The 25,870-nt window shown below is 54.4% G+C and carries 21 protein-coding genes; 1 reads left to right on the top strand and 20 read right to left on the bottom strand.

The window, feature by feature from the left end:
* Positions 1-70: 70 nt before the first annotated feature.
* The 20 genes from MMC1_RS11260 to MMC1_RS11355 form a co-directional block, all read right to left on the bottom strand.
* Entirely contained in the window at positions 71-2,020 is a 1,950-nt protein-coding gene (locus tag MMC1_RS11260) for a preprotein translocase subunit SecA (RefSeq protein ID WP_011713820.1), read from the bottom strand.
* Positions 2,017-4,179 (bottom strand): biotin/lipoyl-binding protein, encoded by a 2,163-nt coding sequence (locus MMC1_RS11265; protein ID WP_011713821.1) that lies wholly within the window; start codon positions 4,177-4,179, stop codon positions 2,017-2,019. The genes MMC1_RS11260 and MMC1_RS11265 overlap by 4 nt, the downstream gene beginning before the upstream one ends.
* Positions 4,176-6,035 carry an efflux RND transporter periplasmic adaptor subunit gene (locus tag MMC1_RS11270; RefSeq protein WP_011713822.1) on the bottom strand — a complete coding sequence of 620 codons (1,860 nt, stop codon included), beginning with the start codon at positions 6,033-6,035 and terminating at the stop codon, positions 4,176-4,178. The genes MMC1_RS11265 and MMC1_RS11270 overlap by 4 nt, the downstream gene beginning before the upstream one ends.
* 9 nt (positions 6,036-6,044) lie before the next feature.
* The gene (locus MMC1_RS11275) at positions 6,045-6,869 is read right to left on the bottom strand and encodes an efflux RND transporter periplasmic adaptor subunit (protein WP_011713823.1); all 825 of its coding nucleotides are present in this window, start codon (positions 6,867-6,869) and stop codon (positions 6,045-6,047) included.
* Positions 6,869-8,596, bottom strand: a complete 1,728-nt coding sequence (locus tag MMC1_RS11280; RefSeq protein ID WP_160162700.1) for a TolC family protein — start codon at positions 8,594-8,596, stop codon at positions 6,869-6,871. The genes MMC1_RS11275 and MMC1_RS11280 overlap by 1 nt, the downstream gene beginning before the upstream one ends.
* A gap of 79 nt (positions 8,597-8,675) precedes the next feature.
* The gene (locus tag MMC1_RS11285; RefSeq protein ID WP_011713825.1) at positions 8,676-9,470 is read right to left on the bottom strand and encodes a SapC family protein; all 795 of its coding nucleotides are present in this window, start codon (positions 9,468-9,470) and stop codon (positions 8,676-8,678) included.
* A 570-nt stretch (positions 9,471-10,040) separates the two neighbouring features.
* Positions 10,041-11,870 carry an IS1634 family transposase gene (locus tag MMC1_RS11290; protein ID WP_041641528.1) on the bottom strand — a complete coding sequence of 610 codons (1,830 nt, stop codon included), beginning with the start codon at positions 11,868-11,870 and terminating at the stop codon, positions 10,041-10,043.
* 506 nt (positions 11,871-12,376) lie between these two features.
* On the bottom strand, positions 12,377-12,883 hold the full coding sequence (locus MMC1_RS11295; protein ID WP_227665203.1) for a ferritin family protein: 507 nt from the start codon (positions 12,881-12,883) through the stop codon (positions 12,377-12,379).
* Complete coding sequence (locus MMC1_RS11300; RefSeq protein ID WP_011713827.1) at positions 12,880-14,676, bottom strand: FAD-dependent oxidoreductase; 1,797 nt, start codon at positions 14,674-14,676, stop codon at positions 12,880-12,882. Before MMC1_RS11300 ends, MMC1_RS11295 begins: the two co-directional genes overlap by 4 nt.
* A gap of 2 nt (positions 14,677-14,678) precedes the next feature.
* Positions 14,679-15,854, bottom strand: a complete 1,176-nt coding sequence (locus MMC1_RS11305; protein ID WP_011713828.1) for an NADH-quinone oxidoreductase subunit D — start codon at positions 15,852-15,854, stop codon at positions 14,679-14,681.
* Position 15,855: 1 nt separating this feature from the next.
* Positions 15,856-16,386 (bottom strand): NADH-quinone oxidoreductase subunit C, encoded by a 531-nt coding sequence (locus tag MMC1_RS11310; protein WP_227665204.1) that lies wholly within the window; start codon positions 16,384-16,386, stop codon positions 15,856-15,858.
* 5 nt (positions 16,387-16,391) lie between these two features.
* Positions 16,392-17,033, bottom strand: coding sequence for a NuoB/complex I 20 kDa subunit family protein (locus tag MMC1_RS11315; RefSeq protein ID WP_011713830.1), 642 nt, complete (start codon positions 17,031-17,033; stop codon positions 16,392-16,394).
* 6 nt (positions 17,034-17,039) lie between these two features.
* Complete coding sequence (locus MMC1_RS11320) at positions 17,040-17,945, bottom strand: respiratory chain complex I subunit 1 family protein (RefSeq protein ID WP_011713831.1); 906 nt, start codon at positions 17,943-17,945, stop codon at positions 17,040-17,042.
* A 2-nt stretch (positions 17,946-17,947) separates the two neighbouring features.
* A complete protein-coding gene (locus MMC1_RS11325) occupies positions 17,948-21,091 on the bottom strand; it encodes a proton-conducting transporter transmembrane domain-containing protein (RefSeq protein WP_011713832.1) in 3,144 nt (1,047 codons plus the stop codon).
* On the bottom strand, positions 21,088-21,447 hold the full coding sequence (locus MMC1_RS11330; RefSeq protein WP_011713833.1) for a sodium:proton antiporter: 360 nt from the start codon (positions 21,445-21,447) through the stop codon (positions 21,088-21,090). The genes MMC1_RS11325 and MMC1_RS11330 overlap by 4 nt, the downstream gene beginning before the upstream one ends.
* Entirely contained in the window at positions 21,444-22,145 is a 702-nt protein-coding gene (locus MMC1_RS11335) for a Na(+)/H(+) antiporter subunit B (RefSeq protein WP_011713834.1), read from the bottom strand. The genes MMC1_RS11330 and MMC1_RS11335 overlap by 4 nt, the downstream gene beginning before the upstream one ends.
* On the bottom strand, positions 22,138-22,392 hold the full coding sequence (locus tag MMC1_RS11340; RefSeq protein WP_011713835.1) for a Na(+)/H(+) antiporter subunit B: 255 nt from the start codon (positions 22,390-22,392) through the stop codon (positions 22,138-22,140). Before MMC1_RS11340 ends, MMC1_RS11335 begins: the two co-directional genes overlap by 8 nt.
* Positions 22,389-22,727: a monovalent cation/H(+) antiporter subunit G gene (gene mnhG / locus MMC1_RS11345; RefSeq protein ID WP_011713836.1), complete on the bottom strand. Its 339-nt coding sequence runs from the start codon at positions 22,725-22,727 to the stop codon at positions 22,389-22,391. Before mnhG ends, MMC1_RS11340 begins: the two co-directional genes overlap by 4 nt.
* The gene (locus MMC1_RS11350; protein ID WP_011713837.1) at positions 22,727-22,987 is read right to left on the bottom strand and encodes a monovalent cation/H+ antiporter complex subunit F; all 261 of its coding nucleotides are present in this window, start codon (positions 22,985-22,987) and stop codon (positions 22,727-22,729) included. The genes mnhG and MMC1_RS11350 overlap by 1 nt, the downstream gene beginning before the upstream one ends.
* Positions 22,980-23,498, bottom strand: coding sequence for a Na+/H+ antiporter subunit E (locus MMC1_RS11355; protein WP_011713838.1), 519 nt, complete (start codon positions 23,496-23,498; stop codon positions 22,980-22,982). The genes MMC1_RS11350 and MMC1_RS11355 overlap by 8 nt, the downstream gene beginning before the upstream one ends.
* Positions 23,499-24,730: 1,232 nt before the next feature.
* On the opposite strand from MMC1_RS11355, the gene MMC1_RS11360 reads away from it, so the two are divergent.
* Positions 24,731-25,840, top strand: a complete 1,110-nt coding sequence (locus MMC1_RS11360) for a methyltransferase (protein ID WP_011713839.1) — start codon at positions 24,731-24,733, stop codon at positions 25,838-25,840.
* The last annotated feature ends 30 nt before the right edge of the window (positions 25,841-25,870 follow it).

The raw sequence follows: 25,870 nt of genomic DNA on the forward strand, positions 1-25,870 counted from the left end.
GACTCAACCAATCCATCAAAACCATCCTATATGCTACCATTTTTGCCCCTTCAAGTATCCCCCAAAAGGATTAAAAAGGGAGCGCATTATTGAGCCACTCATCCCCTTGCATCACCGCCCGCCGTTGCCCATAGGCTTGAGCTTCTGAACGGCGCTGGGCATAGTGTACCAAGCCAGCCAACACCCCTGCGGCCCACCCCCAACGTGGCAAGCTGCGAGCAATCCCCAACAGCGCAGGGGAGAGCTGCTGCCGCAACACATCTTCTTCCAAACAGAGCAAAGTGACCACACTGCCCGGGTCACCCTGTCGCCCGCAGCGGCCCGCCAACTGGCGATCAATGCGCGCCGAGCTGTTGCACTCGGCAATAATCACATGCAACCCCCCCAAGCTACGGGTCTGCTCCTCCAACCCAATATCGGTGCCCCGACCCGCCATGTTGGTGGCGATGGTCACATGCCCCGACTGCCCCGCGCGGCTGACAATTGCAGCCTCTTCGGCATGATTACGGGCATTTAACACCTGGGCCGACAGCCCCTTTTCCACCAGCACCGCCGCCAACTGCTCACTGGACGAAACCGAGCGCACCCCCACCAAAACGGGCCGTCCACTGGCGTGCACCTGGGCAACCTCGGCGGCCACCGCCTGCCACTTATCCTCCAACGTGGCGTAAACGCGGGTAGGATGCACCACCGTCTGCCGGGGCCGGTGGGTGGGGATTGGCAAAACTGCCAGCCGATAGATGCGCCACAACTCGCGGGTGGACTCCCGCGCGGTGCCGGTGGTGCCACAAAACCGATGAAAACGCCGAAAAAAGGTTTGAAAACTCATCTGCCCCATGGACGCATTGGGATCGGTCAAGGGCACCCCTTCATAAGCCTCAATGGCTTGATGCAAACCCGCCGTCAGACTGCGCTCTGGGGTCATGCGTCCGGTGGCATCATCCAGCAATACCACCTTATCTTCCTGCACCAGATAGTGCTGCCCCACCCGGATAAAGTGACGCACGCTCAAGGCATGGCGAACCAGCTCCTGCCGCCGCACCTCACTGCGCCACACCGCATCCAACCGCCACGCCATGGCGGCCATCAACTGATTGGCCCCCTCCAGCAGTTGAATCTGCCGGGTGCGTCGGTCTGCGGTGTAGTCCTCTTCCTCGTGCAGGCGTTCCGCCACCTCAGCCGCCCACATCACCGCCCCATGCATGCCCGGTATTTTCTGTGGCGCCGCCAAAATCAACGGCGTCACCGCCTCATCAATCAACACACTGTCGGCTTCGTCAATAATCACCGTGTGTAAGCCGCGCCCAAGCATCATCGCGCTGGGCTGCTGCGCCCCCCCCGTGAGCCACTGAGCAAAGCCTTGTTGCGCCCGCCCCGCCCCTTGCCGCGTTGCCAACTGGTCCCGCAGATAGTCCGCCAACAAGGTTTTGGCCGTCACATAGACCACATCGGCCTTGTAACAGAGCTGCCGTTCCTCGGGGCTCAATGCCCCGCCACCGCTGGCGACCGTCACCCCACACGCCTCATACAGGGGGGTCATCTGTTGCGCGTCCCGCTCGGTTAGATAATCGTTGGCGCTAATCACATGGCAGGCCCGCCCACTCCAACCCGCCAGCACCGCCGCCACCGCCACCGTAAGGGTTTTACCCTCACCCGTGGCCATCTCCGCCAACCAGCCCCGATGCATGGCCAACGCCCCCATAAACTGCACCCGATAGGGACGTTTTTGCACCGCCCGCCAAGCCAATTCGCCCACCAAAGCCACCCCCGCCAACAGGGTTTCATCATCGGTAAGCAGACGTCGCCGAAACCGTGATTGAATCTCCAGCAGCTGCTGTTGCAGCTGGGTTTCCGGCAAGCCCAGCAGGGCCATACAGCGGCGCTCAGCCTGCTCGGCCAGCTGCATCAACCGCCGCCGATGGGCGGCACGGCCACGCCAGCGCCCATGCAACCCATGCAGCACCCCCTCGACACCCTGGGGCACCGGGCTGGGCAGCAGCAGCTCAGAAACCCCACTCACACCCGGAATCTCCGCTGCAAAAACTGCCGTAATGCCCGCTCCCACTGCACAATCAGGGGACGATCACTCAAGGTTAAACGCATCACCCCCAAGCGGCCATGCACCCAGTGCGCACCCGCACCGCTGGGTAGATGAGCCTGCACCCTAAAAAAGGGCTCTGCGGCACTCAACCCCTGGGGATCGGTGGGGTCCACCGCAATCTCACCACCCCCCGGCATGCCCAATGCCGCCGAGGGCAACACGCCATTTTCATGGGGGACTACCTGGGCCTGCTGGGCCACCACATTGACCCCCTCCTCGCCCCGCACCCGTACCTCAGCAACACGAATTTGATCTTCAAACAGGTGGGTACCAATCTGCGGCAACACCCCCACAAAGCGCCAATGATCCGGTTGCACAATCACCCCCAGGGCACCACCGCGCACCACCCAGCGCCCTTGACCGGCCTGCTCTTGGGGTAGGCTCCATACCCCGGCCAAAGGGGCCCGCACCACCAACGCTCCATGCAGTCGTTTGACCTCCTCAAGCTGGCTTTCCACCGCCTGCCGCTGCTCTTGTAGCGGCGCTAAATCGGCCACCGCACGGCTAATCGCCAACAACTCCTGCGCGTGCAACTGCACCAATTGGGCGTTTAACATCTCCAGTTCAAGATCCAACTGAGCATTGCTCAACACCAAGAGCGTCTGCCCCTGCTGTACCGTACTACCCGGCTGCACCAATAACTGCTGCAACGCCCCTTCAGACTCACTGCGTAACTGGCGAAACTGCTCTGCCTCCACCACCCCACTGACCCGCATCCGGTCCGGCATGGGGATTCCCCCCACCACCGTCCCCACCACCAGCACGATCACCGCCGTCACCCCTAAGGCACGCCCCCGATGACGCTCTAACTGAGGGCTGGTCAGCAGGTAACGCAACAGTTTAAACAGCGGCACCACCACAATGGTAAAGCCCAAAAACCAAGCCAATGCGGTCCCAAAATCCAGGTATTGCTGCGCCACAAAAAACACAATGGACCACATTAGCAACACCCAATAGCCCAGGCTGAGCACGCCATACAGGGGCAATAACACCACTTCACGACGGCTATGGGCCGCAGGCCGCGCCTGGGGCAGACGCAAAACAAAGCGCTGCGCCAAATACTTTAGCTGCTCCCGCGAACGCTGAAACAGATTGGGCACATCCAACAGGTCCACCAACACATGGTAGCCATCAAACCGCAATAACGGATTGATATTAAACAGCAGCGTTGAAACACTGGAGGCAAAGATCACATTGTAAGCCAGCGCATTAAGGGTGCCCGGCGCGGTATAGGCCCACACCAGCACCGCCACCGCCGCTACGGTTAGCTCCGACGCTACCCCGGCCACCCCCACCAAGATGCGCTGCCAACGACTGCGGAACCCCCAGCTCGCCGTGGCATCCACATAGGGCAACGGCGCAAACAGCAACAGCATCACCCCGACCGTATGCACCTCACCGCCAAAGTGTTTACACACCGCCGCATGACCCAGCTCGTGTACCACCTTGGCGACGATAAAGCCGCCATACAGCAGCAGCAGGTTATCCGGCGCTAAAATACCCGCCCCTTGGTCAAACAGCCGGTCCCCTTGGTTGAAAAGCGTAATCAGCGCCGCCAAAAGCAGCAGCAGATAAAACCCCACCCCCCAAGGCCCCAACAGCCAGCTAATCAGCTTGCGGGCGCGTTGCAAGGCACTGTCTGGATCAATCAGCGGTATTTTGACCGCCATAAAGCTCATCCATAACGCCTTACGCTCCTGCTTGCGGCGCTTATTATAGCGCTCAAACAGACTGGCCCCGGCGGTGGTACGGTCGTACTGCAACAGGTTGGAAAGGTTAATCTGCCCCAGCAGCTGCACCACCTCTTCCTGGGTAAGGGCATGCGCTTGCTCAGCTTGCAAGCTCTCCTGCCACGCCTGTTCCACCGTTTTTTGGAGGGAGAGACGGCAGAGAAACCGGTAGGCCTCTGTCGAAACCCGAAACCAGTCACTGCTTAGGCTATCTCGCAACACCACCCACATCTCGCCCTGAAACTGCTGACGGTGCGCCCGCACACTGCTGAGCAGGGCGACCCGCACACCCGAGATACGGTGCCACGAATCGCTAAAAACTCGGGTCTGCTGCGTTGAGGTGCTCAAATCCAGAACAACTCCCGTAAAAAACGTACCGTGCGATGGGTTAATACCCAGATTAAGCGCCGCTCACCCACCGCGATTTTGGCACTACCCCCCATACCGGGCCGCCACCATTTTTCAACCGGGCTTAAAATCCGCGCTCGCCCCAAAAAGACACTGCGCCCCTCACGCTGGGTGGCGATGGGATCCATACGCGCCACCTCTATCTTAAAGCGCTGCTCCGGGCGCCCCACCAAGGCCACTTCACCGACTTGACCCAACTGCACCTCATGCACATCCACCTGGGCAATCTCTAACTCAAGATAGATCTGCTGCGTCTGCGCCAGTTTGAGCAACAGATCCCCCTTGCGTACCGGCGCACCGAGATTTTTTTTCAACTCCCCCTCCACCACAATCCCCTCATAGGGCGCGGTGAGTTCGGCGTGTTGCAACTTGTAGCGCACCAACGCCAAGCGGGCCTCGGATTGCTGCCCATGGGCCAGTGCAATCTGCATTTCAGCCAATTTACGGGTGGCATTGGCCTTTTCTGCCTCGCGGGCAAAGCGGGTCACTTCTGCGGCGGCCATGGCCGCTTCTTGCTCCAAATCGCGGGTGTCTAAAGTAACCAACACCTGCCCTTGTGCCACGCGATCCCCCACCTCCACGTGCACACTGCGCAAAAACCCATCAAACGGCGCCGGCATAAACAGCAAATCCTGGCTATGAAGTTGGGCCCCTACCTCGACCCGATAGTTCCACGGCGTCAGAATCAATGCCAACAGCACCAGCGCCGTTACCACCCCGCTTAGCTTTAACAGGGCGTGGCCCGGTCCAAACACCACGTTTAAGAGTTGCTTAAAACGATCCCACAAACGGGCCCCAAACCAGCGATCCCGCAAATAGACATCCCGCAGATGGTGCGCACAGGCTTGACTGGTAAGCTCCAGCTCCCAAACCTGCAACTCGGTGGGCAGGCTCGTTTGGTGCTCAACAAAGAGGATGCCGATGATGCCGCCCACCCAGTGGATCGGCACCGACATGGCGGTACCCTCACCGTACTCCCGCACATAGGTTTCATGCACCCGGTTGACCGGACGTGCCTCGGCCAGAGCCGGATAACTCACCACACACCCTTGATCCAACGCCTCTTCCATGGCGTTGACCATCTCCCGCGAGCGGTTGGTTTTTGGATCAAATTTTTCAATATGGCTCATGGCGACCAGACGCACATAGGCCCCTTCTACCCAACCCAGCGAAACCCGTTCACAGCCAAACCGTACCGCCAATTCACAGCACAGATCAAAGGCGGTGCGCATAAACCGCCCCTCACCACTTAGGCGGATGCTGAGCTGTAAAATCTCATGCATGCGCTGGGCACCAGAGAGTTGCAACGCCACCGGCAACCGCTCTTGCCCATGCTGATAGTGAACAGGCACCTGGGCCGCCAGTGCGGCCAAGCTTTGCACCTCGGTTGAAAGGGGCTCAACGGCCTGCATCATCCATAAAATCAACACCGCCTTCGGACGTGTGGGATCAGGAGAGATCGGTAAACGTAGTGCCAACAGCGCCGTGCCACTCTCCAGTTGCCCCCGCACCACCGCTTGCTCATCGCTGGCATTGGCCAATGCCAATAGCTGTGGCGCTTCGCCACCGTCAATCACCGCCTGCCGAGGCGAAAACAGCACCCCCTGCCAGCGTTGCTCAGCCCCTTTGAGCAATAACACCACTTTATGAGCCATCAAGGCGTGGCACACGGCATCCAGATAAACGGGCCAAAACGCCTCGGCCGGCCCCGTAAAAGCGTGCAGTTCACTTAGCTCCAACGGGCGCTCTTCGTCACCGGTTGGCAGGCTTACTTGGCCCATCACTGTGTCATCCATAGACCCCGCCTAGGGCACCAAACGGCCAGAGAGACCAGGACGCACCGCCCCATCCCGATTATCAAACTCCGCCACAAACTCTACCAATCCGCTGGCCGAGTCGGTTACAGGTGACACAAATACCACCTCGGCCACCCGCTGCACCTGCTCCCCCGCAGCCCCCAAATTGAGCGTGACCCGCTGCCCTACCTGTAACAGTGTGCCCTCAGCCGTGGCGGGAAAGGTCCCCACAAAACGCACCCGGCTCACATCCACCAACACCACTGCGGCCTCATTGGGGGCGATGCTCTCCCCCACGTGGGCCAACACCTTGGTCACCACCCCCGCAAAAGGAGCGTGCAAATGGCGGCGTTCATAGGTGTGACGGGCCAGATCCAGCTCTACTTGCTCCCGTTTTTTAGAAAGCAGCAACGCCTCGTACTCCGCCACTGTGGATTGCAACGCCAGTTCCTCATCCTCCACCTGTTTTGCAGAGACCGCGCCCGAGGCTAAGAGCACTCTTATCTGTGCCACCTGCGCTTCTAAAGTTTTTTTGCGTACCCGCAGGGCATCCAACCGAACCCGGTCCTGCAACAGCAGCTCTTGCCGCTTAACCTCTAGCCGCTCCTGCTCGCGATCCAGATAGAGAATCAGATCCCCCTTCTGCAACACCGAACCCTCGCGTACCTGCACCGCCTGCACCCGCCCCCCCATGGTCATGCTGAGTTGGGCCGAACGAAATGCCTCGGTAATCCCCATAACCATGGGCTCGGCCCAAGCCGCACTCAGTGCAAAGCTGGCCATAAAGCAGCCTGCCGCCACCAAGTAACGGCTTATGCGCCCCTTTACCTTCATCAATGAAACTGCTCCAATAAGGTCCCCTGCGCGGTGGCTAATAAGGCTTGTGCTTTCGCAAAGGCAACCTGCTGCTCTTTGAGCACCTGACGGGCGTCGATCGCCCGCTCTTCACTGAGCAAGAGCTGGCGTACATCGCTGCGACCCGCTTTGACCCGATCTTTTTCCATGACCACCCGTTGCTCTTCACGGTTGGCGACCTTATCCCAATATTTCCAGCGTTTGCAGGCACTCTTTAACGCGTTCAGGCTGGTATCAATATCATTCGTGATGGTCACTTCTAATGATTTGACGGCCAGTGCGGCTTCTTCCCGTTTGGCCCGCGCACTCTGTACGTCCGCCTTCGCCTGCTTATTGCCGTTTAACGTCACGGAAGCCTGCACACCTAGGCTCCAACTTGGACTTAAATCCTTCATCCCTTCAAAGGCATCCAAGCCATCGTAGGCTAAACCACTACGTCCATAGCTGGCCACCAGATCAAGGCGCGGTAGCATCTGGTTTTCACTGTAACCCAACTGTTCATCCTGCTGTTTAAGCAGCATGCGCTTAGCCTTTAGATCTTGACGTTTGGCGTAGGCTTGCTCAACACTCTCGGTTAGCGTTGGCAGGTTGCTTATCTTTTTGGGCAACACATCCGCAACCTGCAAAACCCCCAAATCCTCACCTTGCGATTGCATAATCATGGTGCGCAAACGGTTGCTCTGCTCCCGCTGCCCCTGCTGGGCCTCGGCCAACGCCGTTTCAAAACGGGATAAAGAGTTTTCCACTTCCCACACATCCGATTGGGGCAAACGCCCCTTTTTGTAGAGATCTTCTGCCATACCGAGTAACCGGTTGGCCATGGCGATCTTCTCTTGCATGGCCGCCACCTTATGCTGGGCCAACACCAGATCGTGATAGGCGATCACCGCCTCGGCAGTGACCATGGACTGGGTATCCAAACGCTCATGCTCAGCCGCCTTATGCCCCAACTCAGCCGCCCGGACAGGCGCCTCCACCACGCTACTACGGGCATCCCGTAACAAAGGTTGGGTGACACTCAGACTGTAGGAGGCACGATGGTTATCCGGCTCATTGGCATCCAGCGTCTTCATGGTGCTGGTCATCAGTTTGGTTTCACTCACCTCGGCCTCTAATTGCAAACCCGAAGAAAACAGCTTGCTCATGGACATGGAAACCGCCGTGCTATCGGTCTTATAAATACTGGTATAGCGGGTTAATTTCTCTTCAATGTTATTGGGCTCTTCCTGGTGACTCCGCTTGAGAGAAAAGCTTACCAGCGGGTCAAACACCCCCTTGGCCCGCTGCACGGCAGCCTCGGCACTTTGCTGGGCCAATTGCTTGGTCTGCAACGTGGCGTTGTGCCGCTGTAGAAGCCCAATCAACTGCCCCAGCGTCATGTGCGGCTGCTCAGGCGATGGTGCAATAACAGAGCCCGCCCCTGCACACCACGAAGAGACCGCAAACTCAGCAATCGCTCCTGGTGGTTGTTGATTTGCAGGCGGGGTCGGTATCACCACATTTTCATCGGCGCTTTGGGCCTGCTCACCCTTTTCTGCAGGGGGTTGTGCAGGGGCCGCTTGGATGGCCTCTCCCACCATATTGGGCAGATCCGCAGCTGCCACCAGACGCTCCGACGGTGTCTGGATCGGTGGGGTGGTGCTTGCTGCGCTCTGGGCAGAGACAGCGCTTAGGCTCAACCCCATAGCCAGTGTTAAGCGAAGCAAACGCTGGCCTCTTTGATGGTATTTTCGGTTGATCATTGTTCCACCTTACACCGATCCAGATACATGGCTGTTTAAAGTACTACTGAAGATTTTTGGAACTGTTTTTGGTACTTTTGGCGCTTTTTGCCGCAGCCACAACCTGACCCAAGGGCTCTCTCTCCACATTCAGCGCAGCACCCTCTTTTTGCATGCTGGCCAAACGCTCGATTTGTGACAGCGAGATCAACTGCGCGTAGATGGCCGGCAAAAAGCCCTTTTCACGCACTTCTAAAAATTTTTCATTGCTAAACTTATTCATCCGCTCTTCATTGATGACGTAACAACCTGAAATATTACGCACACCCGAACTACCATTGACCCGCATATTGAGCGGCGTTAGCAGATTATTGGCCTGTAAAAACTGGGTAAATGCCTGTGTCATCTGGTCCATCTGCTGTAATTCGCCCAAATATTTACGCACATTCTCGATCACTTGCGTTGGCTCGCCCTGCTCATCAAACAGCGGCAAACCCTCGTCATCATTGATCATGCTGCTCGCTTCATCCAAACAGACCACATAACGGTCATCGCCAGCTTTGGTTAATGCAAAGGGATAACGGCGGATGATGGCAGGAATATAGCTGGCCAGCCACTCTCCTTGAGCACTCACAAACAGGTTTTCACCCGCTTCTAGCCCAAGCAGTGCAACGGGGCGAAAGGTGTCGTTTTGGCTCTCTTCCAAAAAAACCACCGGGTAGATCGACGCGGCCCGTGCAAATTCGTGCATGGTGAGGTAGGCCAAATGAAAATGGGATGCAAAGCTAAAATTGTTATCAGCGCGCACCTTTTTGTGACCGTGCCGCTCCCGATTAACGGGAACCATCGACTCAAACATACCAACTCCTTCACAAATGACGGTTAAGGCCAAAAACTCAGCCAAGGCAATCGCCAGTAGAGATCTCGACAACAAACGCTCAAGCTTGATCACTCTAAACAGACAAGCAGGACAAGAAAAAACGGGCAAACGTGGCTTAACACGAACCGTTGGTGAATATCCAACAAAGACAGACCCTCTAATAACCTTTCCCCCCCAAAAAAAACCTGTCAACCAAGCGGCGAGGGGAGATCCAGACGAAGCCGTAATGGGATAACTCCCACTTATGCGAGGCTCTAAAAGGGACCGATCAAATGCTTCTAATCTTGTATGATTTTACCTTACCCAAACGGTATCAAGGTAAATCCGAGAGATTTTCATCCTAAAAAAATAGCATTCGCTCCTATGGGTTTTAACAGAGTCGAGGCCTATATCAATTCATCTATCGCAACAATTGGTATCAACAGGCAGGCCACTACAGACTTAACCCATGTTTAACAGGCTATTGTAGAAGATCTTAAAATACAGAATCTTACGATGTGTATTTTTTTCGAGTGGCACTACAAACTGTGCATTCTTTGGAAAATGTGCTCAGACGACCATCTTTTTCACCCCGCCTGGGTTTGCATGGATTCCAAGCGCCTGGAAGATTTTCTGTTGTTCAGGCTCAGGTCTGGTGGCTTTGCGCACCTGCAAGGAATGTCCATCGGGTCGTCGAAATGAAGCGGTAATCCGGCACTGGCTGGAGAGGATGTCTCGCAGCGTGCTCCAGCGACCGTGGATACCTTTTTCCGCCAATTGTTGACGTATTATCTGTACGATCTGGTAGGTCAGCACGGTGATAAACAGATGACCATCGCTGCGTTCCTCTTTCCGATGGAAGAGTGGACGCAAGCCCAATTCCGATTTGAGAGAGCGAAACACCGATTCCAGATCCGTGAGGGTGATGTAGGTGCGCCATAAGCGCTCCTCATCCCAGCCGGTCTCGTTGCTACGCAGGCAGTAGACCCCAGGGTGGGTCAGCGAGGTGCCATCGAGCGGTTTTTGTTTCCAATGGATGGCTTGGGCCTGCAAACCACTGTCGTCCGGGATGATTTCGATGTGGTAGTGCTGGCCTATACCACGATTTTTTTCTTTCAGCCGTCCAATGCGCTCCCAAAGTTTATCGATATTCTTTGTGGTGCGGGGCTTGGAAAGCCCCTCGGAGAGCTTAGTCAGACCGGCTTCAAAGCGCTCGGCAAAACGCCGGGAGATCCCCTTTTCCTTTTCCGCACGGCGTTGGGAATGACAGTAAAGCCTCACCTCCTGGCCATCGTCGCTGAGAACTTTTTGGATGTGGATCTGTTCCTTTGCGGCCGTTTCGATACATGCAGCACCGTTGAAATCGAATTGCCGCTCGCGTTCTCGGCTGACCACCAGATAACGATAGCCTTTGTCGCGTAACCAGACAAGATTGGCCTCAGTGGCTACCCCCCGATCCATAACCACCAAGGTACCATTGGGAGCATTCAAGCCTTTGAGCATCCCTTCCAGGGTGCTCCCTTCGGAGACATTGCCGGGGAAAATCTGCGAACGGCGCACAAACCCGCTACCGTCGAGTACCAGACCCAAGGTCAACAGGGGAGAGTCGCAACGCTTCTCCTTTGAGCGCCCCCGCTGAGCTTTGCTGTTTCCTTCTGCCTCTCCCTCAAAATAGGTATTGGTCAAATCGTATAAGGTGACGGTGCCCGGCAGGTTGAATAGATCGTTAATCTTGGAAAACAATCTGTTTTCGATAGCCTCGCGGTTTCTGATCAATAGGTCTGAAACTCGGTAAAATTGCATCAGGCTCATGGTCTCGAAGTCCACATCAAGCAACTCCCCTAGGCCGCTTTGGGCGCTGAGCCATCTATGCAGCGCCCGTTCGGAACCAGGTGCGGCCATGCGTCCAATAATGGCGCCGATGGCTGCGGCTCGCTGAGGGCCGGTTAGTCCGACATCGGCCAACAGTTCTGTAAACCCTGCCTTACCCATGGCCCATAGTCCCACCTGCTCCACCCCCACACTCCGGGGGCGGCTCATTTCAAGAGAGTCCACCAATACTGTTTGCACATCCTCTGGGGAAAGGCCGGTTTCCGTCTCCTTGGCAGACGGGATTGCTTCCGGCTGACGGGTCAACAATTGCGCGACAATACGCTGGGCCTCCCGCTCCACTTGCGAAGGACAATCAAGAGAAATCAGTGTCTTCTGAGGGCTTAGCAGTTGATCGATACGTGAACACAAGGTGGGCCAGTGATTCTGGCCTATGGCGAAATGACGGCCAAGATTCAAGAGTGTCACCTGCCTGACCTTCGTGCCGACACGAAGGGATTGAACCAGGCGATGCGTGTAGTAAGATTCGCCTGTGGCTGTATTGCGGGTTTGTGTGCGTCGTATATACATACTCGGAATGATACCAAAAGCACCATGGTGGCGCAAGACATAATAATTTATTATGGCACTACAAAACATGTTTGAATTTGTGAGTACATATAAATCAATATGTTAAAATACATCAACAGGCCAAACATGCCTAAATTCGGCAGAGAAACGTTAAACATGGGTTAATTTTAGGACATACTAACAACCTCAACACATAGCTAGCAATCTTATTCTGGCCACCTTTCCTCATCAAATATAGGGAAAATTATCCAATTTAAATGGGCCTTTTTCTGAAAATTACGCACGGTAAAGAAAAATACGATTTGAAATCAAGCACACTCATAAATATTTTGCCCCATTGCGCATAAAAAAAAGGGGCGCTTAGCGCCCCTTTTTTTTATGCTTCATCTTACAAAAATCTCATTTAATCTCTTTGTAAGATGACCTATTTTCCAGGTTTTCCGGATCCTTACAGGGCAAACCGCTACCATGCCACGATCTCGAACAACACCACACACCTCGGCGCATTAAACCCCACCGCTATGTACGACCTGATAGTAGAGCTTCTCCAACTCTTTTTTATGGAGCATCTCTTCATCCGCAAGATAAGCAAAGAGATCACGGATGGGGCCAACCGGGGTCGATTCAGCCAACGCGGTATACTGCTGCATGGCGGTATGTTCCCGCCCCATAGCAAATTGCAGCACCGACTGATCGTCAGGGTTTTCCCCTAACTCAGGCAGATGCACTGCATCGGAAAAACGGCTATCACTCTCTGGTGTATCCACCATTTCACGAATCTGCTGCTCAAGCTCTGGACGGTTGCGCAGTTCGGTAAACAGCACCACATGGCGCTGTTCCTCTTGGGCCAACTCCGCCACCAAATAGCGCAATGGCTTACCCACCTTGGGGGTCAGTTGCGTGTAAAAGTCAAAGGCCGTCTGTTCAAAACCAATGGCGACATCCAGAATATCGGCAAGGCTCTTTTGGCTCTGCAATTTTTCATAGCTGCTGGTTTTACCTTCACCCATCATGCACCTCCCTGCCCTTTGATGGCGGCATCAATGCTCTCGGCAGCCCGGTGCCCATCTGCCACCGCATGGATCACATCGGGACCCTTGACACAATCCCCAGCCGCCCACAGCCACGGCTCTGAAGTGCGTCCCATGCCATCGACCGCAATACGACCACGGTTCCACTCTAAGGCCTCTTTAAGCGGTTCACCCAGCAGTTCCGTGTCAGACATTTGGCCAATGGCCTCACTGATCATATTGGCAGGATGAATGCGCTCATCGCTCTCATCATAGCTGGGGGCAAAGCGCCCCTCACTATCAAAAATAGCCAGCACCCGCAATGTTCTCAGCCCAACCAGCGCACCGTTGTCATCCACCAGGATCTCTTGTGGACCACGGGCATCCAAAATTTCAATCCCCTCTTCAAGACTTTCACGGATCTCATCCGGGTCCGCCAGGAAATGGGCGCGATCCTCCAACGCCGTGAGGGTGACTTTGATCTCACCATAGCTCTGTTTTTGCAAACGGGCCACACTACGGGCAATATCCATGGCCACGTTTCCACCGCCAATCACAACCAACTGGCGGGGCACCTCGATCTGTTGCCCTTCGGTTATCTGCCGTAGCAAGTCAATGGCCTTGGTCACGTTGGGATGGTCGGAGCCCGGAATACGGGTGGAACGACCCAAGTGCAAACCAATGGTCAACAACACCGCATCATGTCCCTCACGGAGCTGCTCCATGGCAATATCATGGCCTACCCGCATGTTGCAGTGAATATTGACCCCCATTGAGGTAATAACATCAATATCCCGGTCCATCATATCATAGGGCAGACGGTATTCGGGAATACCATAGCGGAACATACCACCGGGTTTGGGACGGGCCTCGTAAACTTCGACCTGATAGCCCATTTTTGCCAGATCAAAAGCCGCCGTTAAACCGGCCGGTCCCGCCCCCACCACCGCAACTTTTTTACCCACAGCCGGCGCAGGATCCCCAATAATCTGGCGATATTTCTCCACCGGCACCTGATCGGCAATGTGACGTTTTAACCAACGGATGGCAATGGGCTCACCCTCATGGTTGACCGCACACACGGTTTCGCACTTGTGCGTACAGACCCGCCCACAGACATTGGAGAAGGGGTTGGTTTCATAAAGCAGGGCCAAGCCCCGCTCATAATCCCCATCACGCACCGCCGCAATATAGTCGGGAATACTCATATGAGCTGGGCAGGTCGCCACACATAAGCCACACGCCACACAGCGGTCAGCCTCAAACTGGGCATCGGTTACCGAGTAGCCATCCACAATTTCGGTAAAGGAGTCTAAACGCTCCTCAGCCTCCATCTCGTGCATATGCACCCGTGCCGCAGGGGTTAAACGGTGCCCCTCGGGACGGCGGTAGCCCTGCTCCATATTGTCCCAATATTTGGGGTCCACCCCAGGCGTAAACATAAAGGCCTTAGGGTCACTGTCTACCCACTGATAGGCATTGGACATGGTAAGAGAACTGGTCATGCAGACGTCAACACACAGCGCACACCAGCAGCAGCGCCCGTAATCAATACGGGGACGCAAGCCAGAATCACTGCGGTTACCGGGTACATCCCGGTTCTCCACCATATCAATGGCACCGTTTTGACAAATCGCCTCACAGGTTCCACAGCCAATACATTTTTCCACATCATTTTTGTGGAAACCACGGTAGCGCGGTGCAGCTTTGCGGTGAATGGGATCCTTAATGGATACCGGTTCACGAAACAGATTTTTCCACGCAGTAAAGGGCGAGAGCACATCGCGAATAGTCATGGTTATCTCTCAACCTCTGGGGGATAGGTATGCAGAGAGACCATCAGTCCCGCTACATCCGAGATGTTCTGGTTGATAATCATATGCTCCAACAGCGCCACCGCGTGGGTGTAGGAGGGACCCCGTACATTGATCCGTCGGGGATAACCGCTACCATCGGTCACCACATAGTAGCCATATTCACCACGGGAGCACTCCCCGCGAATATAGGTCTCACCTTGGGGGATTTTCCAGTGCAGCACATTGGGCAACTTGGCCATCACCGGCCCTTCATGGGGCATGCGCGCCAAAATCTGCCGAATCAAGTCCACCGATTGCAACAGATCCCGATAACGCACATCCGCCCGGGTATAGATGTCCGAATCTTTACCCACAATCGCTTCATAGGAGAGCTCAGGATAGACCAGATAGGGCTGGTCAATGCGCACATCCTTGGCGACCCCGGCCGCACGTGCATTGGGACCGGTCACCCCATAGGGCTCCAGCCACGCCGGATCAATCACCCCTACGCCAACGCTGCGTTTTTTAAACACCGCATTGTGAAAGAGCACATCCCGCACATCTTTCATGGTGGACTCTAGCTCACGCAAGGTCTCTTCCATGCGCTGCTCAAAGCCTTCGGGCAGACCATCCCGCACCCCACCAGGCAAGATAAACATATGGTAAATGCGAGCGCCGGTCAGCTCTTCAAAACGGTCCAGCATCAAATCCCGTATATAGGTGGTCCACTGACCAATGACACCCATGCCAAAGGCCCCAGACTGACCACCCAGATACATCAAATAGCTATTGATGCGGCCCATCTCCAAAATCAAGGTGCGGATCCAGCGGGCCCGTTCGGGGCACTCAATACCGGCCAGCTCTTCCACCGCTGCGGCATAGCAGTACTCATTAAAATCGGGCTCCGGCACACAGACGCGGCACACAATGGGGAAGCACTGGATAAAAGTGCGGCGCTCCATGAGCTTTTCAAACCCTCTGTGGAGATAGCCCACATGGGTTTTGGCATCCACAATTTCATCCCCACACAGGGTCAGCTCCACCGACATGTTGCCGGTGATGCCTGGGTGCTGAGGACCATGCCACAGTTTCAGATATTTACCCGATGCCAAATCGATGTCCAGACGACCATCGACCCGGCGTTGGGGATATTGACTACGGTCGGGTTGATACGCCATGTTAGGTCCCATCCGGGTAGAGTTGTTTTTTCATATGCTCTTGAGGATCCAACGTCTCACGCCACGGGCGGTTGCTGTAGGTCTCTTCGGCATATTTTTTTGTATCAAAATCCCGGCGATAAGGGGGAATATCACTCCACCCTTCCAGGATAAACGGCTCATCAATACCGGGACTATCGAGAAAATCAATCCCGAACATCTCCTTCAGCTCGCGCTGATAGGTGGCCGCAGTGGGCCAGATGATGTGAATGGAGGACATGACTGGCTCATCCCGTGGAATCATCACGCGCAGCCCCAGGTCCACCGCAGCCTCTCGGTTAGAGAGCAGGTAGGTAAGCTGAAATTGATTATCCTCAATCCAGTCCACCGCTGTGAGCAACACCAGATGGGTAAACCCCTCCCGGTCACGCAGCCGTATCAGCACATCTTGCAATTGCGCTTGTGGTACGGTGATAAACGCCAAGTCAGGCCGTTGCTCAATGAGCTCCCCAAGGGAGAAGGTCTTCAACAATCTTTCATAGATATCGCGCATTATCATTACCAGTTGTAGTCAGGCATATCCCAATCCTGAATGACCTTTTTCTGGTTCGCTTTGTACCACTCGAACCGCTCAGCGTAGATATTGGCGCCTTCGCCGCGACCTTCGCGTATGATCTTTTTTAAAGCCTCAATCCCCGACAACAGCGCTTCAGGACGGGGCATGCAACCGGTTACATAAAGATCTACCGGTAGATAGTCATCCAACTGTTTGATGGTGTTGTAGGAGTCCCAATACATCCCCCCATTGATGGTACAAGAGCCAAGCCCCATCACATATTTAGGGCTTTGCATCTGCTCATAAGCCCGCACCACCCGCTTGAGCGTCTTCACCGACAAGTAGCCAGAGACAATAAACAGGTTGGATTGACGCGGCGTCGCCCGCCACTGCACACCGTAGCGGTAGGCATCAAAGCGAGGGGTCATCAAAGGGCGCATCTCAATAGCCCCACAACCCGTACCAAAACCAAGCACCCAGATGGAGTTACTGCGCGCCCAGTTAAACAGATCCTCAACAATCTGTAGATATTCGCCGGTCTGTACGGTGGGGGTGGCCTCGCAGAAATAGTCTTTCAGCGGATCCACCTCAAAGACTTGGCCATCAGGGCCGGTAACGGTTCGTTTTTCCAGTTCTTTCTTCATTGTGTTCTATACCAATAGGATAGCGAGAATGCCTGGCGGTACAGCCCAGACCAGGAACCAACGGACCGACTGCTCCACCCGAAAGCGGGGAAAACAGACCCCCACAAAGGCCGAGAAGAGGTAGATCAAAAAGACTTTGATAAAGAGCTCAAACCAGTTACTCGCGCCCCCGAAAAACAGGTTCATGTAGACCACCACCTTGGCCACGGCAAAGATCATGCGGTTGGTCTGCATGGCCGCCAGGTAAGAGGAGTGATACTCTGTCGGTGGCCCAATGGGAATCTCTTGTGGGGCCAGCACGATATCGAAGGGGGGGCGCATCATGCTGCCCAAAAAAGAGAACATCGCGGCAATTACCGCCAACGGGTTGGTAAACAGTGTCCAACTTGTCCAACCATGTTGCTGTGCCGCAACAATGTCAGTGATGGACAAGGTTTGATACTGCAAAGCCACCGCAAACACCGCCAATGCCAACGGCAGTTCCGAGGTCGTGACTTGGGACAAACCACGGGAAACCCCAATGGCCGCATGGGGTGAACCACTCTCACCTGCCCCCAGCGCCATACCCAGCATGCCAAAGAAGATAAAGTAGAGCACCAACATGAGATCGCCAGCAAAGGAGAAGTTAGAGAACATCTCCGAACCAAAGATCAGCGGCATAAACAACAGCAGCCCCACCCCACCACTCAGCCGGAACACCGGACCTAGGTAGAACATCACACCATGGGTTAGTGAGGTCCGCAACGCCATGTTTTTTAAAATATCAATGTAGTTCTGGTAGATAGGGATGCCATAACGCCGACCGGCCCGCGCCCCTATTTTAGTTACCAACGCAGTCATTAATAGACCATAGTTAAGCACGATAAACAGGCTTAACAGCGCATATGGGATCTTGATCCACTCGAAATCCATGCTCAGACCCCCACAGAAAAGAGGAAGACGATGGCCACAAAGGCAATAAAGTGGGTCACATAGGTCTGTCCATTACCCGTATAGAGACGTCGGAAAATCTCTGAGGTACCGTGCAACAGATCCATGATCGCCGCCCAGAAACGCTCGATCACCGGCTCAGTCAAAATGCCCAGCGCCTTGCGATAAGGGGCATAGAAGTTCCAAGCGTAGTGGGTGGTTTCGGGCCGATAGGGGCGTTCAGCCGAAAAAGCAATATTGAACTGCTTAATTTTCTGTGCTTTACGGTGTAAAAACAGCATGAGCAACAACACCGTGGCAAAGATAGAGACCACAATGACCATGATCGCGATAGGGTTCCAGTAACCAAACTGGCTGGTAATGAGCGTACCCTCCCCCCAATGCAAACCTTGATCGGGGAAATAGCCACCCAAGAAGCTATCCACTCGCCGCAGCACCATACCCGGGAAGAGCGCCACCACCATCAACAGCGCCACATAGATCATCTGCGGCACCAAAATCCAGAAGGGGGCCTCTTTGAGACGGCGGTGCTCATCCTTCAACTGGCCCAAGAAGATCGTATGGATCAGGCGGAACAGGTAGAGGAAGGCAATGGGGCCGGCCAGGAACAGCACCACCATGGGCAGCTGGGTTTCAGCCGTCAAAATGGCATTATAGAAGATCCAGCGACCACCAAAGCCCGACAACGGCGGCAGACCAGAAACCGCAATAATGCCCACCAAGACCGAGATAAACGACAAGGGCATCAACTTGATAAGCCCACCCATCTGGTACATGGCACGGGTACCGGTGCGTTTCGCCACACCCCCCACCGCCAAGAACAGCATGGATTTGTAAACATAGTGGTTAATCACAAACATCAACGCCATCAGCCAACCAAGATGGTTCATCAAGGCCAGACCAAACAGGGCGTAACCCATTTGACCAATGGAGGAGTAGGCCAGCAACCGTTTGGCATCCTCTTGAAAAATGGCCATCAAGTTACCCAACAGGGCCGAGAACGCACCAATCCACAGCAACACATGGGTAAGATCAACGCCCAGAATTTTCTGGTGGCCCATATTAAGCAGTAAAACCACAAAGCCAAACAGTCCCGCTTTAAGCAAGATGCCTGATACCATGGGCGAAACATCGGTCTCAGCCTCAGCGTGGGCGCCGGGCAACCAAATATGCACACCGATGGATGCCGTTTTGGTCATAAAACCGATGGCTAACAGTACAAATACCCAAGGTGCAATCGCGGCGGGCAAACCACCTAACGCACCAAGAACCATGGATTGCCCACCTTGAGCAGCGATGGCAAAGCCAGCCAAAATTAAAAAGGCCCCGCCCAACGAAAAGAGCACATAAGAGAGCGCATGGGGCTCTGACTCTTTACCCCGCATAATCAAGAAGTAGGAACCAACGGTCAGCAGCTCCCATGCGGCAAAAAAGTTAAACGAGTCCTTAGCCGTAACCAACATAATTAAACCGGCAAACATCAACATAACCGAGGGGAAAAAGCCAACCCGGCGACCATGGGCATGGTACCCCGCCAGCAGTGTCACCACCCCACCAATCAAGATAATCGCCGCAAAGATCAGGTGCAGTGGATCGTACTCGGTAAAATGTTGCGAAAAGTAGTAGCTCATACCCGCAATGGCCAAACTGTTTTTCACCCAGGCAGGCAACCACTCCAGCAGCAAAAAGCTCAGGGCAAACAGCAACGGTAGGGCATGCAATAGATTACCGTGGGCCGACAAACTACCCCACTGATAAGCCAATGCCCAGCCCGCGAGGGCGGCCACCAACACCACGCCTTGCTTTAACAGATCATGCGTTACGGGCTCAGCAGGTTGCTCACGTTTGAGGACATAGCCAAACCAGCGCAGCAGATAGCCTGCTTCCATAAGGGCACCAAACAGGATCATACCCATCAGCACCAACTTACCATTGCCTGCCAGAGCATGCATAAGGTCCCATTTTGCATAGAAACCAGGGAAAGGCGGTAAACCGGTGAGCAACGCCACGAAGGTGACAAAGCTAAAGATCAGCAAAGGATGTCCGCGCAGCGCGCTCCAAGCGGTCAGATTGCGTTGGGCCACCAAACCAGAGAGCCAAAAGAGGCCAGCCTTACCCACCCCATGGGCAAGCAAAATACCGCCGGCGACATAGAGGTAGTTATCCCCCAGCAGGTTTTTCTGACCGATCACCGTCAACACCAAGCCCACTTGCGCCACCGATGAGTAACCCAACATACGGCGATCACAGGTTTGCGTCAGAGCAAACAGGTTCGAGGCCACAAAGGTGACAATTCCCACCGCGGTGGCCACCAGATGCCACTGGGCACCACCAATGAGCAAAATTTTATCCACGGCGATCAGCGCTGCCGAGGCCGAAGCTGCGGAGAAAAGCGCAGCAAAGGATGGATGGGCCGATTCATAAATATCCAACGCCCAACCATTCGCGGGAAAGGGTTTTAATTCGGCAATCACCGCAATAAACAGGCAGAAGAAGGCCACCGCCCCGCCCTTCATGATGGCCAGATCCACCCCGCCTTGTAAGGAAGCCCCACTCATACCATCAATATTAAGGGTACCGGTGGCGTGGTAGATAAACGTTATCCCCACCAACATAAGGATGGTGATAACCTGGGAGATGATCAAATATTTAAAACCTGCCCCCAGTGAGCGTTTATCGTCCGAGAGCAACACCAGCCCCCCGGTGGCGATAACCACCAGCTCGAAAAACACAAAGAGGTTAAATATGTCGCGGGTGAGGATAATGCCACTTAGCCCCATGACAAAGATGAGCAGCACCGCCATGCCCCGCTGTCCCACCCGCAACAACACCTCGCGCATGTGCAGCGCAGAGAGCAAACCCGTAGCGGTGATAAGGGTTAACAAGGCCGCCTCGGACATACCCATGCGCAAGTTAATGGCAAAGGGGGGCACCGTACCCGCTGTTTGGATCTCAACCGCTGAAGCCCCTAAAAAGCTAAAGGCCCACAACCATTCGCTGGCCACAGCACCCATACAGGCGAGCGCAGCCAAAGTAATGAGATAGGCAGTATTACGCTGATTTTTATTTAGAAAACCTAACGTAAAGGCACCGCCCAGACCGACTGCAATGATGTAAAGAGGACTCACCACTTCAGCTCCGTAAATTTGGAAATATCCAGCGTACCCTTGCTCTCATGGAGCTTTAAAGCGTAAGCCAGCATGAGGGCGGTGACGCCCAACCCGATGACGATGGCGGTCAACACCAGTGCCTGGGGCACTGGATCAATCATACGTTGCACCGCATCGGTAACCGATAGTGTGTCATCCAGAATGGGGGCGGTGCGTCCGGTCATATAGCCCACCGACACCATGACAATATTGATGCCGGTACTGGAGATGCTAAACGCCACGATCATTCGTAGAATATTGCGGTTGGTCAGAGAGCCATAGAGTCCGATAAGGATCAAGACAAAGCCTGCTGCCATGCTCAGGGTGGATATCATGATCTCTCCGTTTCGCTAAGATTGACCAACATAGAGCTGAACTCTGCCCCGACTTTTAGACCGATAAGGGAGTAGATCACCGGAATGGCACCCGCAGAGAAGAGGTCGCCCAACTCACCCAGGGGTAAGATGCGGTTATCCAAAAAGCCACCGGCCAGCACCATCCCCAGCACACCTATCATGATGTAAGCCAGACCAGAGCTTGACTCCACCACCGAAATTAGGCGATGGCTGATGGGACGTAAGGGGTTAGAGAGCAATACCAGCAACACCGACGAAGCGACGATTGCCCCGCCCTGAAAGCCCCCGCCAGGGGTAAGGTGGCCATTAACGAACACATAGACCCCGAGCAGTAGAATCATCGGCACCAACAACTGACCACCGTTTTGCAACAGCTCACCCACTGAAGCCCTAGGCGGTAGTTTGGTCGCCCCTACCCCACGCTGTAGCGAGAGCACCAATCCCATAATGGCTGCCGTAAGAAACAGCACCGTCACCTCACCCAAGGTATCCAACCCTCGGTAGGTTACGATAATGGCGGTGACAATGTTGGCGGCACCGGTATCGTTGACGGTCTGCTCGGCATAGTAACGGGCGGTAGTGTTTAGCTGCGTATCCGGCTGGTAGCTCTCCATCAACCCCAAAAACAGGACACCGGTTACCAACATCAGTAGTAGTACAATGATATGCTTAACCACGGTCGCCTCCCCGAATGCGTCCCAAGATAAAGAAAAACAGGAAGGAGGTTAGGCCGCTGCCGATGGCCGCTTCGGTCATGGCCACATCGGGCGCACCAAGCACCAAAAACAGCACCGAGGCAAACAGACCCACCAATCCCGCAGAGAGCATGGCAATGGCGTAGCTCTGTACCATAATCGCCACCAGTGCGGTACCCACCATTGCCAACACCAACAGCACTGTCAGAACAAGAATCAATTGGGTCATGACCGTTTCTCCACGTTTTCCGCGTAGTGGTCAACCACGGTTTTTTCGGTGGGTTTAACCCCTGTACGGTGGGCAGAACGCGCCAAAACTTGCGATGAAAGAGGATTGGTAAAGAGCAAAAACAGACTGATTAGCGCCAATTTAAGGCTCCAACCCGGCTGCATACAGGCCGCTCCAGCCAAGGTCAGGATGGTCCCCAATGTGGTTGTTTTCGTGCCAGCCTGAATGCGGTTATACAGATCGGGCATCCGCACCAGACCTAAGCCACCCAGCATCAAGAAACCGGTACCGGCCAGCATGAGCAGCCCGCCGATAATATCCAAGAGCATACTCATCAAAAACCTCCCTCTTTATAACGCGCAACCACAACCACACCTAGGAAGGAGAGTAAGGCGTAAATGAGAGCGACATCCAGGTAGATGCTGCGTCCACTTACCAAAGCCACCATGACGATAGCGGTGATGGAGATGATGGTGAGCACATCAAAAGCCGCCACCCGGTCCGACACCGTAGGCCCCAGTACAAACCGTACAAACACCAGGATCATAGCCACCCCGGCCAAGGTAGCCGACAGATAGAGTAAAATGTCAGCCATACATCACCTCAAGATAGTTTTCAAACCCGGCCACAATTTGCTGAGAGGCCAGTTCGGTATCGGTGGTTTCCACCGTAACCCAGTGGACGTAGAGCCACTCACCCTCTAACTCAACGGTCAAAGTGCCGGGGGTTAGGGTAATGGAGTTAGCGAGTAGCAAACGGCCCATACGGCTTTTCAAGCGCGTACGCACCTTAACAAAGCCTGGCTTAATGGGAAGACTGGGGGAAAGAACGACCCGCGCCAATCGAATATTGGCCTTGACCAGCTCTCCCACAAAAAAGATGAAAAAGCCTAGCGCCGCCTTTGCCGCACGGGGGGTGAAATGAAGCTCTGTGAAGGGAGAGAGGCTGGTTCTAAACAGCAGAGCGATGATCAACGACACCACTACCCCAATAAACAAGGTATCTGCATCTGTCGATCCATTGAGCATCACCCAAAATAAAAACAGGGGGATGAAGGGGACCACCAAACTGCGCACCGTCCTCATATGCCAAGCCTTTCGTACCATCTAATGCTCTTAAGGGGTCTACTGTCACCCCGTAACTATGCACAACGGACAAGGGGTTGAAAAGGGCTGACAGCTCCGTCAACACCACACAGCTTATGCTGTTTGTATCCGATCTGTTTTTGGCCTGCAAAAGCCCTTATAAAAGCCGCGCAAATTATCCTATGCCAGCCAATAGAATCCTTACTCGGCTCCACGATTCCACGGACACAGCATTACACAGACAATGACAGAGGGAGGATGCGCAGGCCACAAAGGGGATACAAAGAGACACTTTACCCTCACATTGCTTACGACAGCTGACCAACGGGTAATGAGGTTATGCCTATTTTCTCGCGCTGGCAAATGTATATTTCAATTTATAAACGATCGTGACTTTTGCCCGACTATACCGCTACTTTTTTGTGTTTTTTTTGCATTTGTCAGACGGTTTGTTCGGTTTTGTGCGCAGTAAGCTGAACCCATCCCCACGCTTATTCATCGGTACACGGTTTGTGATGTTAGGGCGTGCCGCGGGAGGAGATCCATGATCAGGCTTGCCGTGGTCAGACCGTGGCCAATCTCGCCAACGCCTTCAGTGGCTATCATGGCTATGGTGCGCCCCATGTTTCCCCAAGCAACACCCGTTGCCCCAGTCGCACCATCTGCTCAATAAATTACTTTGCAAGAGCCCTAAGCTGGCTCTGCTCCACCAAAAAACAGAACGCTCCCTTAACGGCCCAAAAATCGACGCAACAATAAACCAAGAGCCACAAAAAACCCTTTCAATAAACTCCGTTTACCCGCTGAGCTCAGGCTGATTTTTATCCCCAATAACCGTAGCGCGACCCAACCGGCCAGAGCGACAAGCACGATGAAAATGACCAAACGAATGAGCAAAACAGATCCTCCCTAGCCAACAAGGCAAACACCCTACCCTCTTTATTACGCCACTCACACCGAGATTGCCAGCACACCCTTGTTCATAAGAAGAGTCACCCTAGCGCACCCACACAGGTCAAACACCCCTTACAGGTTAGCCAAGCAAGCTGCCCACTGAACCAAATTGGCTTTTTTCTACGAACCTATGCCGCAAACCATCAAACCTGGGCTCACCCAGCCACCCCCAAACACCTCAGCAGGACCATTTCTCCAAATGGAGAATGGGTGTAGAATGTCCTGCTCCCTTCCACCAAAATCGGGCTCAACATCATCGTCGCATCTTAACTCCATTTTGTATTTTTGATAGGTTCGGCATGCAACACCTCAATATCCATGGCCACACCCTTACCCTGCGACGCTTTCCACACAAACCGGGGTGCCCCCTACAAGCATGGGATGCCGCCGATGCGTTGGCCTTAACCAACCATGCCTTACCTGATGGGGAGATTTTGATCTTAAACGATCATTTTGGGGCCTTGGCCTGTGGCCTTGCTTACCCCGAACGCACCCTGGAATGGGTTAATGACTCCTACATGGCGCATCAAGCACTCGCGCAAAATCTTCAATTAAATCGCATTGAAACCCCTCTGCATCGCACGCCAGCATTGGCGGCCTCACCCACCAATCCGGTCGGTATCCTCATCAAATTACCCCGCATGCTTCAGCTATTGAGCAGCCAACTGGACTGGCTCAACTTACATTTGCCCAAGGGCACACCGGTTGTTATTGCCGCACGTCAAAAAGATATGCCCTCGACACTACCCGATTTAACACGCCGCTTGCTTGATGATGTACACCCTTCCAGGGCAGAAAAAAAGGCGCGTTTAATCTTTGGTCAACTGAGCGGGCGCCAGAGCGGTCAAGCGGAAATCACCGCGTGGCATTGTGCAGAGCTTGACTGCCTATTAAGCCATTATCCCAATGTATTTGGCCGTCAAAAGCTCGATTTAGGGGCACGGGTACTGCTGCAAAACCTTGGCACCATTCCCGATCAAGTGGTGGATTTGGGCTGTGGTAACGGGGTGTTAAGTATCGCCGCCCTTCAGCGTAACCCAAACAGCCATGTTCTGGCCGTCGATGAAAGCTGGCAAGCTACCCGTTCCTGCCAAATCAATTTGGAACGTGTGCGCACACCCGAACATTTTAAGGTGGTTTGGGGTCATAGCCTATCCTTTATTGAGGGTATGCAGGCTGATCTTGTCTTATGCAACCCCCCCTTCCATCAGCACCAAACCCTAACCGATGATATTGCTTGGTGCATGTTTAAAGACGCCCACCGCGTGCTCAAACCAGGAGGACGCTTGCGCATGGTTGGCAATCGTCATCTGGGTTATCACGCCAAACTGCACAAGCTGTTCGGCCATTGCCGATCCATTGCAGCCACCCCTAAATTTGTTGTGCTTGAATCCGTTAAATCGTCATAACAGCGAACAGCATCTCCATTGCAGTCTAAA

The organism is Magnetococcus marinus MC-1, assembly GCF_000014865.1.
GTDB classification, from domain to species: domain Bacteria; phylum Pseudomonadota; class Magnetococcia; order Magnetococcales; family Magnetococcaceae; genus Magnetococcus; species Magnetococcus marinus.

Bases quoted from the DNA above. Each gene is read 5' to 3' on its own strand.
- MMC1_RS11270 (WP_011713822.1), bottom strand. From the start codon at position 6,035: ATGGATGACACAGTGATGGGCCAAGTAAGCCTGCCAACCGGTGACGAA.
- MMC1_RS11275 (WP_011713823.1), bottom strand. From the start codon at position 6,869: ATGAAGGTAAAGGGGCGCATAAGCCGTTACTTGGTGGCGGCAGGCTGC.
- MMC1_RS11285 (WP_011713825.1), bottom strand. From the start codon at position 9,470: ATGTTTGAGTCGATGGTTCCCGTTAATCGGGAGCGGCACGGTCACAAA.
- MMC1_RS11290 (WP_041641528.1), bottom strand. From the start codon at position 11,870: ATGTATATACGACGCACACAAACCCGCAATACAGCCACAGGCGAATCT.
- MMC1_RS11295 (WP_227665203.1), bottom strand. From the start codon at position 12,883: ATGATGGGTGAAGGTAAAACCAGCAGCTATGAAAAATTGCAGAGCCAA.
- MMC1_RS11300 (WP_011713827.1), bottom strand. From the start codon at position 14,676: ATGACTATTCGCGATGTGCTCTCGCCCTTTACTGCGTGGAAAAATCTG.
- MMC1_RS11305 (WP_011713828.1), bottom strand. From the start codon at position 15,854: ATGGCGTATCAACCCGACCGTAGTCAATATCCCCAACGCCGGGTCGAT.
- MMC1_RS11310 (WP_227665204.1), bottom strand. From the start codon at position 16,386: ATGCGCGATATCTATGAAAGATTGTTGAAGACCTTCTCCCTTGGGGAG.
- MMC1_RS11315 (WP_011713830.1), bottom strand. From the start codon at position 17,033: ATGAAGAAAGAACTGGAAAAACGAACCGTTACCGGCCCTGATGGCCAA.
- MMC1_RS11320 (WP_011713831.1), bottom strand. From the start codon at position 17,945: ATGGATTTCGAGTGGATCAAGATCCCATATGCGCTGTTAAGCCTGTTT.
- MMC1_RS11330 (WP_011713833.1), bottom strand. From the start codon at position 21,447: ATGATATCCACCCTGAGCATGGCAGCAGGCTTTGTCTTGATCCTTATC.
- MMC1_RS11340 (WP_011713835.1), bottom strand. From the start codon at position 22,392: ATGACCCAATTGATTCTTGTTCTGACAGTGCTGTTGGTGTTGGCAATG.
- mnhG (WP_011713836.1), bottom strand. From the start codon at position 22,727: ATGAGTATGCTCTTGGATATTATCGGCGGGCTGCTCATGCTGGCCGGT.
- MMC1_RS11350 (WP_011713837.1), bottom strand. From the start codon at position 22,987: ATGGCTGACATTTTACTCTATCTGTCGGCTACCTTGGCCGGGGTGGCT.
- MMC1_RS11355 (WP_011713838.1), bottom strand. From the start codon at position 23,498: ATGGTACGAAAGGCTTGGCATATGAGGACGGTGCGCAGTTTGGTGGTC.
- MMC1_RS11360 (WP_011713839.1), top strand. From the start codon at position 24,731: ATGCAACACCTCAATATCCATGGCCACACCCTTACCCTGCGACGCTTT.